This window comes from Cupriavidus sp. 05T42, assembly GCF_056396345.1.
In genome coordinates this window covers 28,988-44,946 of the sequence record NZ_JBFTLH010000014.1, presented here as the reverse complement: position 1 = coordinate 44,946, position 15,959 = coordinate 28,988, and the positions used below count along the sequence as shown (strand labels likewise).

The window sequence follows — 15,959 nt, the reverse complement described above, 5'->3', positions numbered from 1 at the left end:
GATGCAATGGCGTGCGCGGATGTCAGAAAAAGTGCCGCATGCMGAGCGCAAAGGTCTGCGGATCGGCACCGGCGCTGACACCGAGCTCGTTGATGGCGAAGTCGTAGATCGCGTTTTTCTTGTTATTGATGCGGCTGTAGTACGCGTAGAGTGCGGTGCGCTTCGATAGCGGATAGTCGTAGCCCACCGTGAACTGCATGGCATTGGTTTCCGAACCGCTGCGGAAGAATCCGATCGTGTCCGTGGACGATCCCGTGCCGTTGGCGGCATAGGCCACCCCCACCCGCACGCTGCCGGTCCCAAGCTTCTGCACCAGCGATGCGTAGTACCCGTTGCGCTGCAGGTCGCCCGTATCGGTGCGGTAGTGCAGGTGCTCATAGAGCGCGGCCAGGCGCGTGCCCGGGAACAGCTGGTAGGCCAGCGCGACCTTCAGCGCATCGTCATTGCGCCCGGCCGCCTGGTAGTGCGAGTGAACTTCGTAGGCGACGGTCGCCCCCAGCGGGCCGCGCTCGTAGACCAGTGCGGCGGAGTACAGCGCCGGATTGCGCGGCACCGTCGTCTTCTCTTCCGGCAATCCCCAGCCGAGCCAGAGGCTGGCACCCCCCAGCTGCGGCGAGCGGTACTGGATGATGTTCTTCTGGCGCCGGTCGAACGAACTCGTGTCCTGGACGTTGTCGGAGCTGGAGGTCGAGCCATTGCCGATCAGCGCCATATAGCCGGCCGTGGTCGGGTAGTACGGATCGTAGCCAGCGGTCGACTCTGTATAGGGCGTCTGCCAGTGGCCCATGAACAGCAGCCCGTAGTCGCCCTGCAGGCCCACGCGCGTATTGCGGCCTGCGATCTGGCCCTGCCCGGTGTCCAGCGAGACGTTGCTCTCGATCTGCCACACGGCCTGGAGCGAGCCGCCCAGGTGCTCCACGCCCCGAAAGCCGAATACCGACCGGTTGTTGGTCTGCCGCACCGTACTGCCCAGCTTTGTCCCGTCCGTCGCCGTGCTGGCCCGCGAGTACTCGATGGCCGTGTTGAGCCGCCCGTATATCGTCACGCTGTCTTCCGCCATCGCTTCCCGGGCGATGACGGTGGACATCAGGGCCAGCGGAATCACATGACGTCGCCTGAAAACTCTCTGCATCTGGGTCTCCTCGTGTTGTTATGAAGTGGATGATTGCAAACGTTTGCAGAAGCGCAACAAAAAATCAGGGCCTGGCGGTGGCCGTGGCCGGATACGGCATGGCCAGCAACAGCATCGCGGGCCGGTTAGACGGATTGCTCACCTCGCGGGCCTCCCCAGGCGCCAGCCGGACCGAATCGAACTGCCCCAGCGTCACAGTCTCCTCCGGCGTGCGGATGCAGACCTCGCCTTCCAGCACGACGTAGTGCTTCTCCATCGGCGAGGCGTCGAGCGACGTATGGCCGCCCGGCAGGATGATCGACACGCCCATCCACAGCGCATCGGAAGGCCCCGCCTCGTGGCCTTGCAGCCGCAGACAGTGCATACCTTGATGATTGGCCGGATGGTAGGCCGGCGCCTGGGCGAAGCGGGTCGTATTCATGGCGTCAGCACCACGCGTTCGGTGGCGCCTTGCAGCACGGCGCGATAGGCGTCCCGTGCGTTGGACAGCGCGTACGTGTAGTCGGGCAGCACCGGGAACGGCTTCAGCGCGCCGGAGGCGAACATCGGCGCCAGCGCATCGAGGATCTTCGCGCAGGCTTCGCTATCCAGGGCCAGCGTATCCACGCCCACAAAGGTGTGCTGGCCACGATAGAACGCGAAGATGTCGAACGGCACCGGCTTTTCAATCGTCGAGATGAAGACCTGCGTKGCGCCAATCGCCATGGCCAGGTTCGCCTGCTCGAAATAGGGGCTGCCCACCGTGTTGTAGACGATGTCCGCGCCATGCCCGTCGGTTTCCTCACGCACGACGGCTGAGATGGTTTCCCGGCTGGCATCGATCATGCGCACCGTTCCGCTCGTGTGGCCACGGTACGGCTCGGCGCCGCGCTCGACAGCGAACACGCGTGCGCCCAGCGCGGTCGCGATCTGGATCGTGGCCTGGCCGACCTTGCCGTTGCCGCCGCAAACGAGCACCGTGCTGCCGGCGCCAGGCATCCCTGCGCGGCGCAGGCCCTCATACGCGGTGATGAACGGTACACCGACGGCACCGGCTTCCAGCAACGACAGCGTCGCCGGCTTCTCGCGCACGGCGTTCACGCCGATGCGCAAGTACTTGCCATGCGTGCCGTCGCGACGGATGCCAAGCTCGCCGCCACTGCCCCAGACCTGCCGGCCAATCCATTCCGAAGGGCCGTCGATCACAACGCCCGCGTAGTCCCGGCCCGGCGTGCGCGGCCATACGGCATGCGGCATCATCCCGAGCGTGGCCTTCACGTCGCTGGGATTCACCCCGGCGCTGGCGACTTCGATGATGCACTGGCCCGGGCCAGCCTCGGGGCGCGGCAGGCCGGTCAATGCGAGTTCGAGCGTGTCGATGCTGGGGGCTTTCTGATGAACCTGGATGGTATTCATGGTGATATCGAATGCTGTGTGCGGTGAATGGTGATGTCAGGCGTCGCGCAGGCCCAGCACGGTGCGGGCCTCTGATGAAGAAGCGATTTCTCCTCCAAGTGACTTGACGATGTCGCGCGCCTTGGCCACCAGCGCGGCATTGTTCGGGGCGAGTACGCCCTTCTCCAGATAGATGTTGTCCTCAAGCCCCACCCGTACATGGCCGCCCGCGAGCCAGGCCTGCGCGACGATCGGGAACTCGGCACGGCCAATGCCGAACGCAGACCAGTGCGCGCCCTGCGGCAGCATATTGCGGGCGTAGAAGATGGTTTCCGGGGTCGGGGCGAAACCGTACTTCACGCCCAGCACGAAGGTCCAGAGGCCGGGGCCGTCCAGCACGCCCTCGCGGATGAAATCGAGCGCCATGTTCAGATCGCCGGAATCGAAGATCTCCAGCTCCGGCATCACGCCGGCGCTGCGGATCACGCCGGCCATCTTGCGCACGTTGGCCGGCGTATTCATGACAACGTCGCCGCCCGAGTTCATCGTGTTCAGGTCGAGGGAACAGACATCCGGGCGCAGCGCCGCGATGTGTTCCACCCGCTTGAGCGGATGCAGCAGCGTCGTGCCGGGGGCCGCCACGCGTGGCTCGTTCTCATCGGGCACGAAACGGCCACCGGGCCCTGTGGTGAGGTTGATGATCAGGCTCCGGTGCTTCGCGCGAATCCTGTCGATGACATCGGCGTAGTAGTCGAGCGACATCGACGGTCGGCCGGTTTCCGGATCCCGCACATGGATATGGGCGGCGGCGGCGCCCGCTTCCGCCGCTTCGAGCGCGGCATCGGCTATCTGGGCGGGCGTGACGGGAAGCCCCGGATGCTGTTCGGGCGTGACGATGTTGCCGGTCACAGCGCAGGTGATGATCGTCTTGCGTGCGTGCATGGGTCAGTTGGGAAATAGATGGGAGAAAGGAGATCAGCCGAGCTGGCGCCCACCGTCGACGACGATCGTGGTGCCTGTAGCGAAACGCAGCGAGGTAGCGCAAGCGACGATCGCGTCCGCCACGTCCTGCGCCTGGCCGATACGGCGCAGCGGCGTGGTGCTTGCCGCGCGGTCATTGAAGCTGCTGTCGCGGCCCGGCACGAAGCCCGTGTCGACGACGCCCGGGGAAACGTTGAGCACGCGGATGGCCGGAGCCAACGCGCGACCGAGCGACATCGCCATGACATCCAGTCCGGCCTTTACGGCGCAGTACGCCACGTTGCTGCCTTGTCCGGTGCGCCCCGCGATCGATCCCACGTTGACGATCAGGCCGTCGCCATTAGCGCGCAGCAGCGGCGCGAACGCCCGAATCGCCGCGAACTGGCCGCGCCAGTTGATGGCGAACATCTCGTCGATCAGGGCATCGTCAAGGGCGTCGAGATCCCCATGCGGAATCGCACGCGTGAAGCCTGACGTATTCACGAGAATGTCTGCGCGGCCGTAGTGGTGATGCACATCCTCGGCAAGCTGACGCAGCGTGGCGCTGTCACCGACTTCCGCGCGTGCCGCCAAATGGTTGCCCGCAGGCAACGCCTTCACGGCGCTTGCCGTGCGGTCCATGTCGCGCCCGGTCAGCACGACACTGGCACCGATATCGGCCAGCGCCCTGCCCGCCGCGAATCCGATGCCGCCGGTGCCGCCGATAATCACGGCAACCTTGCCGGAGAGAGATGAAGTCTTCATGGTTTGGTTGTGAGTTGGGGGAGGATTGGGTCGTCAGTCGATCGGTGGTTTCGGGAACGTTTGCTCGCCGGCTTCGAGCGCGAAATCGAACGCCATCGTGTAGAACGGCGCCGGCAGGTCGCCCCAAGGGCTGCGGCCGGCTTCGACCAGCCGGAACGCGCCCACGAGCTGGCGATGCACGCCGAACGTGACATCGGTTTCGAGGATGTCGGAATCGTCGGCAAACACCTGCGTCACCAGGGTGCGATAGCCCGGTGAGGCTACGATGAAATGAATATGCGCGGGACGGTAGGGATGCCGGTGCTGCGCGGCCAGCAGCTTGCCCACAGGACCATCGGTCGGCACCGGATAGCCCGCAGGCCGCACCGTGCGGAAGTGGTAGCCACCGTCGGCATCGGTGTGGAACAGGCCGCGCAGGTTGCGATCGGGTTGCGTCGGGTCCTGGTTGTCGTAGAGGCCAACCGGCGACGCTTGCCAGACCTCCACGATCGCGCCCGGTAACGGCGAGCCATCCGTGGCGCGAACCGTGCCGCTGACAAACAGCGGCAAGCCCGGTGCATCATCCTGGACCACGCAGTCGCCGCATGCGTAGTGCGGCGCGTGAGCGCGATAGAACGGGCCCAGCAACGCGCCGGGCGTGCGCCCTTCCGTCGTGCCGTTGTTCATCGTGGTGACCAGCGTGGACAGGCCAAGCACATCGGCCGCGAGCACAACTTCGTTGTTCGTGGCGTGTGTGGCGTGCCCAAGCGCGGCGATGAATTCGAGCCCGAACTCGAACTCCGCGTCGGTCGGCCGGACTTCGCGCAGGAAGTCGTGCAGGTGCTTCACCAGCGCTGCCATCACCGTCCGCAGGCGGGGGTCTTCCGTCTGGGCCATGGCCTGCCTGACCACTTCCGTGACCGACGATTCGTTATCGATCAGGCGCAACGCGCCGACGGGCTTCTGGGCTGGGGTGGACTGTGGGGTTTCCATGCCGTCTTCTCCTTTATGCAAACGTTTGCATTATGGGCGGTTTCAGGCGAATGGCAAGCCGCGGATGGGCGAACAGGAGTTAGCCAAAAATCACTTATTGGACGAAAAACGAGGCGAATCAAGAGGATAGAGGGTCGATCCGTGGTAACCCTAGGGCTCCTCCGGCGGTGGCTGGTGCGCCGCCGTCAGAAGCGATAGCCGAGCCCCGCGAGGAACATATCCGTATCCCGGCTGTACCCCGTCAGGGTTCGGTTCCATGACAGCCGTGCCAGCCAGTGATCGCCGAGCCGGTAGCTTGTCGACAGCGTAAACAGGCCAGACCAATGGGACAGTGAGGGGTCCGCGCCGGGGCCGCTGACACGGAGGCTGGTAGCGTAATAAGGACCGGCACCGAAACCGAGCGTCAGCCGGTCTCCCAGGAAGGCCCCGGATACCCAGGCCTGCGTCGCCACGCCGCGGCGCCGGACTGACCTGGCGCTTCCTTCGTCGAGGTAGCTGACCGTCCCTTCCACGTAGCGCCAAAGCTGGTGCCGATATTCAAGCGCGCCGCCAAAGACCATGTCCGACTCGAAATCATTGACGACGATGCTACCCAGCATGACGGTCAGTTCGTTGGGCGTGGCGTCTTTGCCCCGGTGAGCCGAACCCACGACCGGCCCTGGCAGGTTGTCGCGGTCGAGTTGATAGCCCACGCCCAGCAGAACCGTGTTGGAATTGAAGCCCGACGCCTGCCACGTCCGGTTGAAGCGTACCTGCAACATCCAGGGGCCACCGACGTACCAGCTGGCCGCCGCGCTGGCCAACACCCCGACGCCGTGCTTGTTTTCGTAGCTGCCATCGGGCTGGTGGCTGGTGGTGTCGAAATAGAGATAAGGGCCGGCGCCCAGCGAGAGCGCCAGCCGCCTGTCCAGCGCCAGGTAACGCCACCAGAGTTGGGCGCTGTGCCCGTCGCGATGATGGCCGGTGATATGGCCCTCGTTCAGGTAGGTATAGCTGGCGTACCAGTGCTCCGTCAGGTTTTGCTGATAGACGTAGGCATAGGCGTAGCTACGGTCGTCCTCAGTCTGGATCGGCGGGTTGGTATAGAAGCCGCCGAGCAGCAGCACCTCCTGCCCATATGCGGCAATGGATGCCAGCGCCAGTAGTCCGGCGGCGAGGAGCGTCAACCAATGACAACGGGCGCGGGGCATCGATCTCCGCCTTGAGCAGGGGTGAACTCGAATTATCTTAGCAACGGAAAATGAAAACCCCCAAGGCAAGCAGCAGACGCGCCGTGCAGATCCGCCCCGAGGACACCCTGGTCGCATGTTTGGTTTGGGGCACATGCCAATGACGGTCAACGTCTTTTCGGCGGCTTCTGCCGCCTCCGCCAGCCACCTGACAGGACACCGTGCTGAGGCATAATCGCCTGCACCGCATGCGCACCGCACCGCGATGCCGGCATCTGGCACGGCTACCCAAACAGGCAGCGTCTACACTTGGTGTGGTAAAAACGCATGTATCAACATCATCCATGACGGACTCTGACGCTGGCACTGGAAATCCTGAACCGGCGTCAGGTGAGGATTCCGGGCGTCCTCCGCTGGCGGTCCAGGCCATCGAGCGCATCGCACTTCGCAGTGGCATACCAAGGGAAATTGTCCGACAGGAGTTCTGGAGTGCATGGGACGCATTGCTGTCCGATGCGAAGTGCAAGGACTATGTTCTACTCTTCGCGGAGAAGAGAGTGCTGGAAGTCCTTCGGCGCAAATACGTACCGCAGTCGTCGCTCGATCGGCGGCCCGATTCGCCTGGCGCATAATCCCTGGCGCCACTTGCCAAACCGCACGTCAACGGGAAAACATGTCAAAGACCAACAAGAAGCAGTACCTGAAAGCACTCAACCGACGCCTCAAAAAGGAAACGGCCGGCAAGATCGACGCCGAGTTTGTCTTCTACCCTCTCGGCGCCAAGCCGAAGGACGCGACCGGCGTGACGGCCAGCGCCCCAGCAGACGAGAGCACGCTCGCCATCATGGAAGCGGTTCAGGCCCGCGTATTTGCCAAGTTCGAGGACGGCGCCGTCCGAAGCTGAACGTCGCCGAGGCGAAGGACCAGACGGTGCTCCCCGTCCTCCAACTGCACGCGCACGGCGCCGTTGACACAGGGGATGGGCAAGTCATCCAGCATTGCGGCCGACACTGGATCGTTGGCACCCCTTCGCTCCACGCGAATATCGTAGTGGCCGGCACCCAGTGCGATGGTGGCCTGGAAGCCCGGCCAGCTTGCGGGAATCCGTGGCGCGATTAGCAGCCAGGCGCCCTCCCGCCGGATGCCGAGGATGCCCTCGACGCCTGCCCGCACCATCCATCCCGCCGCCCCGGTGTACCACGTCCAGCCGCCACGGCCGACGTGGGGGGCGACCGAATAGACGTCGGCCGCCACCACATAAGGCTCCACCTTGTAGCGGTCCGTTGCCTGCGGCGTCAGCGCATGGTGAATCGGGTTGAGCATCGAGAACAGTTCGACGGCAGTGTCCGCGTCCCCCAGCTCCGCAAAGGCCAGGACGCTCCACATCGCGGCGTGACTGTACTGACCACCGTTCTCGCGGACACCGGGCGGGTAAGCCCGGAGATAGCCGGGGTCGTCCACGCCCCCGTCAAATGGCGGCGAGAACAGCAGCGCTAGCCCTTCGTCGCGGCGGACAAGCCGCTGGTCGAGCGACGCCATGGCCATCGCGCTTCGGGCAGGGTCGCCCACGCCAGACAGCACCGACCAGGACTGGGCGATGGCATCGATCCGGCAGGCCTCGCTGTCCTTCGAGCCCAGCGGCGTGCCGTTATCGTAGGTGGCCCGGCGGTACCACGCGCCATCCCAGCCATGCTGTTCCAGCGCCTCGCGCAGTGCCAGCCCATGGGCCCGCCATCTGGCGGCACGGTCGGCATCGCGCGCGTCAGCCAGCGGGGCGAACAGCGCGATAGTGCGGGCGAGCAACCATCCCAGCCAGACGCTCTCGCCCTTGCCGCCAGCGCCTACCAGATTCATCCCGTCGTTCCAGTCACCTCCACCAATCAGCGGCAGGCCGTGCTCGCCTGTCAGGCCGATGCAGCGGTCAATGCCGCGCGCACAGTGCTCGAACAGCGACGCGCTGGCCTCAGCCACCATGGGCTGGAAGAACAGGTCGTGGTCGCCGGCAGCCAGTGCCGGCCCGTCAAGGAAGGGGATGCGCTCGTCCAGCACCGCGGCATCATCCGCCCCCATCACATAGGTCGCCGTGGCGAAGGCCAGCCAGACGCAGTCGTCCGAAATCCGCGTGCGCACGCCCTGCCCGGAATGCGGTAGCCACCAGTGCTGGACGTCGCCTGGCTCGAACTGCCGCGCGGCGGCGCGCAGCAGATGGCGCCGCGTCTCGGCGGGGCGGGCGAAGGTGAGCGCCATGGTGTCCTGCAACTGGTCGCGAAACCCGTAGGCACCGCTGGCCTGATAAAACGCCGAACGGGCCCGGACGCGACAGGCGAGCGTCTGGTAGAGCAACCATCCATTGAGCATGATGTCCATCGCGCGATCCGGCGTCTTGACCTGCACCGCGCCGAGCAGATCCGTCCATTGCGCCGTCACGGCCGCGAGCGTGCTGTCGAGATTCTCGGCGCGATAGCGGGCGATCAAGGCGCGGGCCTCATCGGCGCCGGCGCATTGCCCGAGCAGCACGGCCACCTCGGTGGATTCGCCCGGCGCGAGCGAGACATGACACTGGAGGGCCGCACAAGGATCCATCCCCGCGCCGGCCGCGCCGGAAAGCGATGCCGAGCCGGCGGGGGCAACCAGCGCCGCCGGGCGGCCGAGCGTGCCGCGATAGCCAATAAACTCGCTTCGGTCGGCTGTCCAGCTCGTCGTGGTCCCGACCAGACAGGCGAACGCGACCCGGCCGGGAAACGCGAGATTCCAGGGGTTCCGCGCCAGCATCGCGCCGCTTTCCGCATCGAACTCGGTCACGATGTAAGGGCCCGAGGCGCCGCGCGACAGGCCGAGGACCCAATCGACATAGGCCGTCACGGACAGCTGCCGATGCTCCCCGGAGAGATTGCGCAGCGTCATCCGCGAGATCTTCACCGGGTCATCGACCGGCACATACTGCAGCAGCTCCAGCCCGATGCCGTGCGCCACGTGTGAAAATCGACTGTATCCAAAGCCATGACAGGCGATGTACTTGCCGCCATCACGCACCGGCTGCGCGGTGGCTGTCCAGACCTCGCCCGACGCCAGGTCGCGCACGTAGATGGCCTCCCCTGCCGGGTCCGAGACGGCGTCGTTGGACCATGGCGTCAACTGGTTCTCCCGGCTGTTGACGGACCACGTATAGCCGCTGCCCTCGGTCGACACCTGGAAGCCAAAGCCGTCATTGGCAATGACATTGATCCATGGCGCCGGCGTGGTGGAGCCGTCCTCCAGGATCACGACGTACTCCCGGCCATCCCGGGCGAAGCCACCCAAACCGTTGAAGAACTCGAGCGAGGCCCGATCGTACGAGGTACTTGCAACGGCAGGCGGCCACCGGGACGGCGGCGGCGTAAGCGGCAACGTTGGCGGCGGTGCCCACGCCGGATCGGGAATCCGTGCAAGCTGGTCGGCAATCGCGCCCCGGCGTGCAATCAGCGCCACGCGTGCGACGGACTGCAGCAACGCACGCGCCTCGCCGGTCATCAGGTCGGCGCGCAGCGCGTAGACCGCCCCCTGGGCGAACTCCTCGCCCAGACGCGGCCGCGACTGGCTGCTKCGTACCGCTGTGTCAATGGCGACCTGCAGGTCCTGCACATACGACGAGGCATGCTCGTTCACGATAACGAGATCGACGCCGAGCCGCTTCATGCGCCAGTACTCATGCGCACGCAGCAACTGGCGAACCTGCGCGATATCGTCGATCTCGTCGATACGCAACAGAACGATCGGCAGGTCGCCAGAGATGGCGTGCGGCCACAGCCCGGACTGGAGGCCAGCGCCGCGCGCGATCGCCCCGGATGGCGCCCTGAGGCGGCGGTCCGCGTACAGGATGGCTGCCGCCAGCCGCTGGAAGTCCGCAGCCTCGTTCGACTTGATATCCAGATGACGCAGCTGGACCTGCGCCTGCGTCCATGCGAGGGTCCGGGCGCGGTCGAAGGCGCTGCGATCGTGGTGCTTGTCGATCAGATCGAGCAGCTCGGCGCGCGACGCCGCCACGACGGTCCAGAACGCCACGCGCGCCACCCCACCGGGGGCGATGCGCACCTGCTGCCGCAGCGAAAAGATGGGATCCAGCACCGTGCCTGTCGTATTCGAGAGCGGCCCGCCGTCCTGCACTGCGCGCGCCGTCATGATGGTCCGACCCCGCCCCAGGAAGCGCGCCCGGTCGGACTCATACTCCGGGTCGGCACAGACGTCCCCCTCCACCACCGCGAAATGCGCGGCCCAGATCTGCGGATCGGTTTGCGAGCGGGGCCGGCGGGTCGCGATCAGTGCGCCGAACTCGGCCAGATACTCGGTCTGGATGAACAGCCGGGAGAACGCCGGATGCGCGACGTCCGCCGCCTGCGCCGAGAGCGCCAGCCCGGCGTAGGAGGTCAACGTGATCTCGCGGGTTCGGCGACCACTGTTGGACAGCGACGCACGCCGCACCTCGCCGTCGTCCTCGCCCGATACCAGCACGTCGAGCGTGGTGGTCAGCGCGCCATCGCGCCGATGGAACGCCGCGCGGTCCTCGACGAACAGCACCTCGTTGTCCTCGCCAACATCATCGCTGCCGGGGATCCACGCGCCGGCGCACCAGACCCGTCCGTCCTCGTTGTCGCGCAGGAAGATGAACGACCCATCTTCATCGCAGGTGGCGTCCTCCCGCCACCGGGTGACCGACAGGTCGCGCCAATGGCTGTAGCCGGCCCCCGCTGCCGTCAGCATGACGGTGTAGCGCCCGTTCGAGAGCAGATGGGTGACAGGTGGCCCGACGACCGCACCAGGCATCCGCCTGGCCGTCGAATCCTGGACCGTGGGGGCAATCGCCGAAGCCTTGACGTCCTCGGCACGCGGCGGCGCGATCGCCACATTGCGCGGAATGCGCTCCTGCAGCAGCAGTTCGGTCGCCTGGACCATCGGCTCCTGATGGAAGCGCTCGCGCATGACGCCGTGCAGCAGCGTGTTGGCGAGCGCGACAATGCTCATGCCCTGGTGGTGGGCCATGAAGGCCCGCACGATGGCGTGATCCTGGTTCTCCGGCAAGCGCGAACGCGTGAAGTCGATGGCTTCGTAGAAGCCGTACCGAGCCAGCGCGCCGATGCGCATGAGATCCCTGAAGTTGCGCAGCGCTTCGGGCGGGTCAACCATGGCGGCGAGCGCGGCGGCGTACGGCGCAATCACCACGTTCTCGGCAAGCCCCCGCTTCAGGCCGAGGCCTGGCACGCCGAAGTTCGAATACTGGTACGTGAACTCGAGATCGCGCGCGTTGTACGCGGACTCCGAGATGCCCCAGGGAATGCTCAGCGAGCGACCGTAGGTGCGCTGGCGCTCGACCACCAGCCAGCTGGTCTGTTCGAGCAGGCTGCCCTTCGGCGCACGCATCACCAGTGACGGCATCAGGTATTCGAACATGGAGCCGGACCACGAGATCAGCGCCGAACCGTTGCCGAGCGGTGTGGCGGCACGGCCCAGGCGGAACCAGTGCCGCGTGGGCACATCCCCTTTTGCGATGGCGAACAGGCTGGCCAGTCGCGCCTCCGAGGCGAGCAGGTCGTAGCAGCTGGTGTCGAGCCGGTTATCGTCCATCGCAAAGCCGATCGACAACAGCTTGCGTTCCCCGTTGAACAGGAAGGAAAAATCCATGGACATCGCCATCTCGCGCGCTTCGCTGGCGAGCGCGAGAAGCCGGACAGCCACGTCTGGCGACGCGGCGGCAAGCGCCGCGCCATCGCGCTCATGTTCTACCGCCCGTCTGGACAGGGCGCCGAGCCAGAACGAGAGGTCACCCAGCGCGTCATTGCCGGCGGCCGGGCGCATGTCCGCGCAGAGCCGCGTGGCGTGGTCGGCCAGCCGCCGCAGCGTGGGCATCAACGTGGCCATCCGCTGCGCGCCGTGCAGATGATCGTCGATCTCGTTCAGCAACGCCTCGACCTCGCGGCCCTGCTCGCTGCCTGCCTGCAGCAAACTCCCCAGTGCCTCATGGGCCAGCTTGACGCTGTCCTGCATGCCCTTGCGTGTCTCCGGCGCCTCCGTCGCAGCGGCGGGCGTGCGCGCCCAGCCTTCGCAGGCGTTGGCCAGCACGATGAGATGGCCGGCCAGATTGCCGCTGTCGACGGACGACACATAGGCGGGCGTGAGCGCAGGGAGGTCCTGGGTGCCATACCAGTTGAAGAAGTGTCCGCGATAGCGCGACAGCCGTCGCAGCGCGTCAAACGTGGCCTCGAGCCGCGCCACCGTTTCGGTCGTCCCCGCCCAGCCAAAGTCGTGCGCGGCCACGGCGGACAGCAGGTACAGGCCGATATTGGTCGGGGAAGTCCGGTTCGCCACGACCTGCCGGGGGCTCTCCTGCACGTTGTCCGGGGGCAGCATGTTGTCCGCCGGCGTGACGAAGACCTCGAAGTAGCGCCACGTGCGACGCGCGATCCGGCGCAGTTCTCCCGCTTCCTCCTCGGACAGCGTAAGCCGGGGCGCAGCGCGCGTCGCACGGCTGGCCCACAGCGCGAGCGCCGGCGCGGCGAGCCACAGCAAGACAAACGGCGTCACCAGCGGCCAGCCGGATGGCGCGACACCGATCGTGATGGCAGCCACCACCACGGTCAGCAGGACCCCGCCCAGCATGCGACGGTAGAACCCCGCGAGATCGAGCCGGGGATTGCGCTTCGACTGCGCGGCAGTCGTCCATTCGAGCAAGTGGCGCCGCGTGCGGAGCAGCCGCGTCAGTGTCCGGACGATGGCGTCGCCGGTGCTCCAAGCCTGGTCCGGCAGGAACGCCACGGTGAACAGGATCTGCATGGCGGCGGTGCGCAGATCGGCCAGCCGCATCGCCGCGTGGCTGCGCCATCGCACCGCCGTGTGATGGGGGCGCAGCGAAAGCAGGCCCGGCAGCAGGATCGGGATGCTGATGGCGGCCAGCACCAGCAGCGTGGCATGCAGGTTGAGCGGCGCGGGCGCGAGCCAGCTCGTCGCGAGCGCCGCCAGCTGGCAGAGCGGCAGGACCGAGCGACGCAGGTTGTCGAACATCTTCATGCGGCCTACGGCGGGCACCGCATCGCGCCCGGCATGGTGTCCGAAGATCCAGCCGAGGAGTTGCCAGTCGCCGCGCGTCCAGCGGTGCTGCCGCTTGGCGGCCACGTCATGGCGCGCGGGAAATTCCTCGACCACCTCGATATCCGACGCCAGGCCCGTACGCGCGAACATGCCTTCGAGCAGGTCGTGGCTGAGCACGGTGTTATCGGCGATCCGGCCGGACAGTGCCGCCTCGAAGGCGTCGACGTCGTAGATGCCTTTGCCAACGTACGACCCTTCGTTGAACAAGTCCTGATAGACATCGGATGCTGCGGTGGCATAGGAATCGATGCCGCCCGGCGCGGAGAAGATGCGCTGGAACAACGATCCCTCCCGCCCAACCGGCAGCGACGGGGTCACCCGAGGCTGGAGGACCGCATAGCCGCCGATGACCCGCTGCAGCGCAGGGTCGAAGCGGGGCCGGTTCAACGGATGCGCGATCTTGCCGATCAGCCGCAACGCGGCGTCTCGCGGCAGGCGCGTGTCCGCATCCAGCGTAATGACATAGCGGACGTCAGCCGGTACGCGCGGCGGCGCGCCGCCCACCGGCACATAGCTGGTGTCGGTGGCGCCCCGCAGCAGGCGGTTCAGCTCGTGCAGCTTGCCGCGCTTGCGCTCCCACCCCATCCAGACGCCCTCGCCCGCATTGAAGATGCGGCGCCGATGGAGCAGGAGAAAGCGGTCTCCCGCTGGCCCTGGGCCATGGCGCTCGTTGAGTAGCGCGATGGCGTCGGCGGCGACTGCGAGCAGATGCGCGTCGCCGGGCATGACCTCCTGATCGGCGTCTACGCCATCGGTCAGCAAGGCGAAACTCAAGTCGCCGCCGGCCCCGGAAAGATGGTGCACCTCCAGCCCCTCGATCTGGGCGCGCAGCTCGGGCTCGCCGGACAACAGCGTCGGCACGGCGATCAGGGTCCGCAGGGAGCGCGGCACGCCGGCAGAAAGCGCCAGACCGGGCAGGATGACGGCCCCGAAGTGCCACGCAATCGCCCGGTTGATCAGCGCGAAGGCGACTTCGCTGGCGGGGATCAGCCAGATCAGCACAACGAGCGCGAGCAGCATGGGCCATCCGCCCGTTGCGGCCAGCGCCGGAACTCCCAGAAGCCACAACGAGATAGCGAGCAGCAGGACGGTGACCAGCAACGTCGCCCCGAGGTAGCCGCCGATGCCGAGCCGGAGATGAAAGCGGCTGAGCTGCTGCGCGACGGTGGGTCGGTATCCGATCGACGCCTCGAAGGTAGCGAGTCCGTCACCGATCAGGTGGTAGCCGGCGTCCGTCGCGCATTCGACGCGGCCCGCATCGTGCCCAATTCCAGTCGCGGCACGGGCGGCCCCTACCGCGCGGTCGGCGATCTCCAGCTCGGATAGCGTCGCGCCCCGCGCCAGGCGCTCGATGGCGCTGCGGTAAAGGTTGCGCGTCGGGAAGTCCATGAGCGCGAACGTGCTGTTCGCGCACAACACCCGGTTGACGAGGCTGACGTCCTCGAACAGCTCGGTCCAGTCGAGGTCCGAGATCAACCGCAAGCTGGTAATGACGTTGCGGACCGTGACATTGGACGCCCCTTGCCGCTGTTGGGCATGCAGTACCACGTCATCGACGGAAACGCCCTGCCGCCCGAGCCGCGCCTCCAGCCAGCCAAGGATCGGCGTGGTCACGGGGTCCTGGTCACGCAGCCGCTTGGCCAGCTGCGCGGCAAACAGCTCCGACAAGGGCAGGACGGAACGCGCCGCAATATCGGCTTCCAGCGCCGATCGGCCGCATCCCTCGACCAGTACACGGCGCGCCAGGCCATCGGCGTCGGCGCGGGCGGCGCGCCCCGCCGTCATCTGGTCAGCGAGCCGGCGCAGGTTCTCGATCAGGACAATGCGCAGCGTAATGGCGACGGCCCACAGTTCCCCGATGGTCAGCGGTGTCACGCGCTGATAGGCGGCGATAAAGCGCCGCAGCGCGATGGCATCGATATGGCTGTCGGTGTGCGCGACAAACGCCCAGGCAATGCCAAAGACGCGCGGGTAGCCGGCGAACGGTCCGTTGCTCAGCTTGGGCAGCTGGCGATAGTAGCCGGGCGGCAAGGCATCGCGAATCTCCCGGACCTGCGCTTCGACGAGGTGGTAGTTGTCGAGCAACCACTCTGCGGCGGGCACCACGCTGCGCCCCTTCTCCAATTCGGACGCACCGGCCCGGTAGGCGCGCAGCAAGACCGCCGCATTGTCCTTGAGGCGGCTCTGCAGCGTGGGGACCCTGGGCGGGCTGGCGGTCACGGTCTGCGCGGCCGCCAGGCTCTGCGCATGCTGCTCCAGCCGTTCGATGCCAAACAGTTCTCCCCGAACCGGCGCCTTGTCATGCCATGGCGACGGCGTAGGCAGAAACGAAAAAGCGTGGCGAATGGCCTCTAGCATCTATTTCCTTCGTTGAGGATGGCACCCCACGAACCTGCGACCTGGATCACCGATACGTACGGACGTTGCGCGCGCGTTCTACAGTAGAGGCATGGTCTTTTGTCCCACAG

General features: G+C 66.4%; 10 protein-coding genes. 2 read left to right on the top strand and 8 right to left on the bottom strand.

The genetic code is table 11. From position 1 onward, the window contains the following. Positions 1-22: 22 nt before the first annotated feature. From AC1EJR_RS18890 to AC1EJR_RS18860, 7 genes are all read right to left on the bottom strand, one after another. Positions 23-1,087 carry a porin gene (locus AC1EJR_RS18890; protein ID WP_477147418.1) on the bottom strand — a complete coding sequence of 355 codons (1,065 nt, stop codon included), beginning with the start codon at positions 1,085-1,087 and terminating at the stop codon, positions 23-25. Positions 1,088-1,196: 109 nt separating this feature from the next. Further along, complete coding sequence (locus AC1EJR_RS18885; RefSeq protein ID WP_092299623.1) at positions 1,197-1,553, bottom strand: cupin domain-containing protein; 357 nt, start codon at positions 1,551-1,553, stop codon at positions 1,197-1,199. Next, positions 1,550-2,527 (bottom strand): quinone oxidoreductase family protein, encoded by a 978-nt coding sequence (locus tag AC1EJR_RS18880; RefSeq protein WP_454757743.1) that lies wholly within the window; start codon positions 2,525-2,527, stop codon positions 1,550-1,552. Before AC1EJR_RS18880 ends, AC1EJR_RS18885 begins: the two co-directional genes overlap by 4 nt. Positions 2,528-2,563: 36 nt before the next feature. Further along, entirely contained in the window at positions 2,564-3,448 is an 885-nt protein-coding gene (locus AC1EJR_RS18875) for a beta-keto acid cleavage family enzyme (protein ID WP_092299616.1), read from the bottom strand. A gap of 33 nt (positions 3,449-3,481) precedes the next feature. After that, on the bottom strand, positions 3,482-4,231 hold the full coding sequence (locus AC1EJR_RS18870; RefSeq protein ID WP_092299612.1) for an SDR family NAD(P)-dependent oxidoreductase: 750 nt from the start codon (positions 4,229-4,231) through the stop codon (positions 3,482-3,484). Positions 4,232-4,264: 33 nt separating this feature from the next. Then, on the bottom strand, positions 4,265-5,203 hold the full coding sequence (locus AC1EJR_RS18865; RefSeq protein ID WP_477113546.1) for an intradiol ring-cleavage dioxygenase: 939 nt from the start codon (positions 5,201-5,203) through the stop codon (positions 4,265-4,267). Positions 5,204-5,388: 185 nt separating this feature from the next. Further along, on the bottom strand, positions 5,389-6,393 hold the full coding sequence (locus AC1EJR_RS18860) for a hypothetical protein (protein WP_477147387.1): 1,005 nt from the start codon (positions 6,391-6,393) through the stop codon (positions 5,389-5,391). A 227-nt stretch (positions 6,394-6,620) separates the two neighbouring features. Here AC1EJR_RS18860 and AC1EJR_RS18855 point away from each other — a divergent pair, with 227 nt between their 5' ends. Both AC1EJR_RS18855 and AC1EJR_RS18850 read left to right on the top strand, forming a co-directional pair. Then, complete coding sequence (locus tag AC1EJR_RS18855) at positions 6,621-7,004, top strand: DUF3562 domain-containing protein (RefSeq protein WP_441644319.1); 384 nt, start codon at positions 6,621-6,623, stop codon at positions 7,002-7,004. Positions 7,005-7,045: 41 nt separating this feature from the next. Continuing rightward, on the top strand, positions 7,046-7,276 hold the full coding sequence (locus AC1EJR_RS18850) for a hypothetical protein (RefSeq protein WP_092299600.1): 231 nt from the start codon (positions 7,046-7,048) through the stop codon (positions 7,274-7,276). Here the strand turns inward: AC1EJR_RS18850 and AC1EJR_RS18845 are convergent. Beyond that, complete coding sequence (locus AC1EJR_RS18845) at positions 7,228-15,849, bottom strand: glycoside hydrolase family 94 protein (RefSeq protein ID WP_477113544.1); 8,622 nt, start codon at positions 15,847-15,849, stop codon at positions 7,228-7,230. The two genes, AC1EJR_RS18850 and AC1EJR_RS18845, sit on opposite strands and share 49 nt — an antisense overlap. Between the last annotated feature and the right edge of the window lie 110 nt (positions 15,850-15,959).

Coding starts and splice junctions, on each gene's coding strand:
- AC1EJR_RS18885 (WP_092299623.1), bottom strand. CDS start 1,553: ATGAATACGACCCGCTTCGCCCAGGCGCCGGCCTACCATCCGGCCAAT.
- AC1EJR_RS18875 (WP_092299616.1), bottom strand. CDS start 3,448: ATGCACGCACGCAAGACGATCATCACCTGCGCTGTGACCGGCAACATC.
- AC1EJR_RS18870 (WP_092299612.1), bottom strand. CDS start 4,231: ATGAAGACTTCATCTCTCTCCGGCAAGGTTGCCGTGATTATCGGCGGC.
- AC1EJR_RS18865 (WP_477113546.1), bottom strand. CDS start 5,203: ATGGAAACCCCACAGTCCACCCCAGCCCAGAAGCCCGTCGGCGCGTTG.
- AC1EJR_RS18860 (WP_477147387.1), bottom strand. CDS start 6,393: ATGCCCCGCGCCCGTTGTCATTGGTTGACGCTCCTCGCCGCCGGACTA.
- AC1EJR_RS18855 (WP_441644319.1), top strand. CDS start 6,621: ATGCGCACCGCACCGCGATGCCGGCATCTGGCACGGCTACCCAAACAG.
- AC1EJR_RS18850 (WP_092299600.1), top strand. CDS start 7,046: ATGTCAAAGACCAACAAGAAGCAGTACCTGAAAGCACTCAACCGACGC.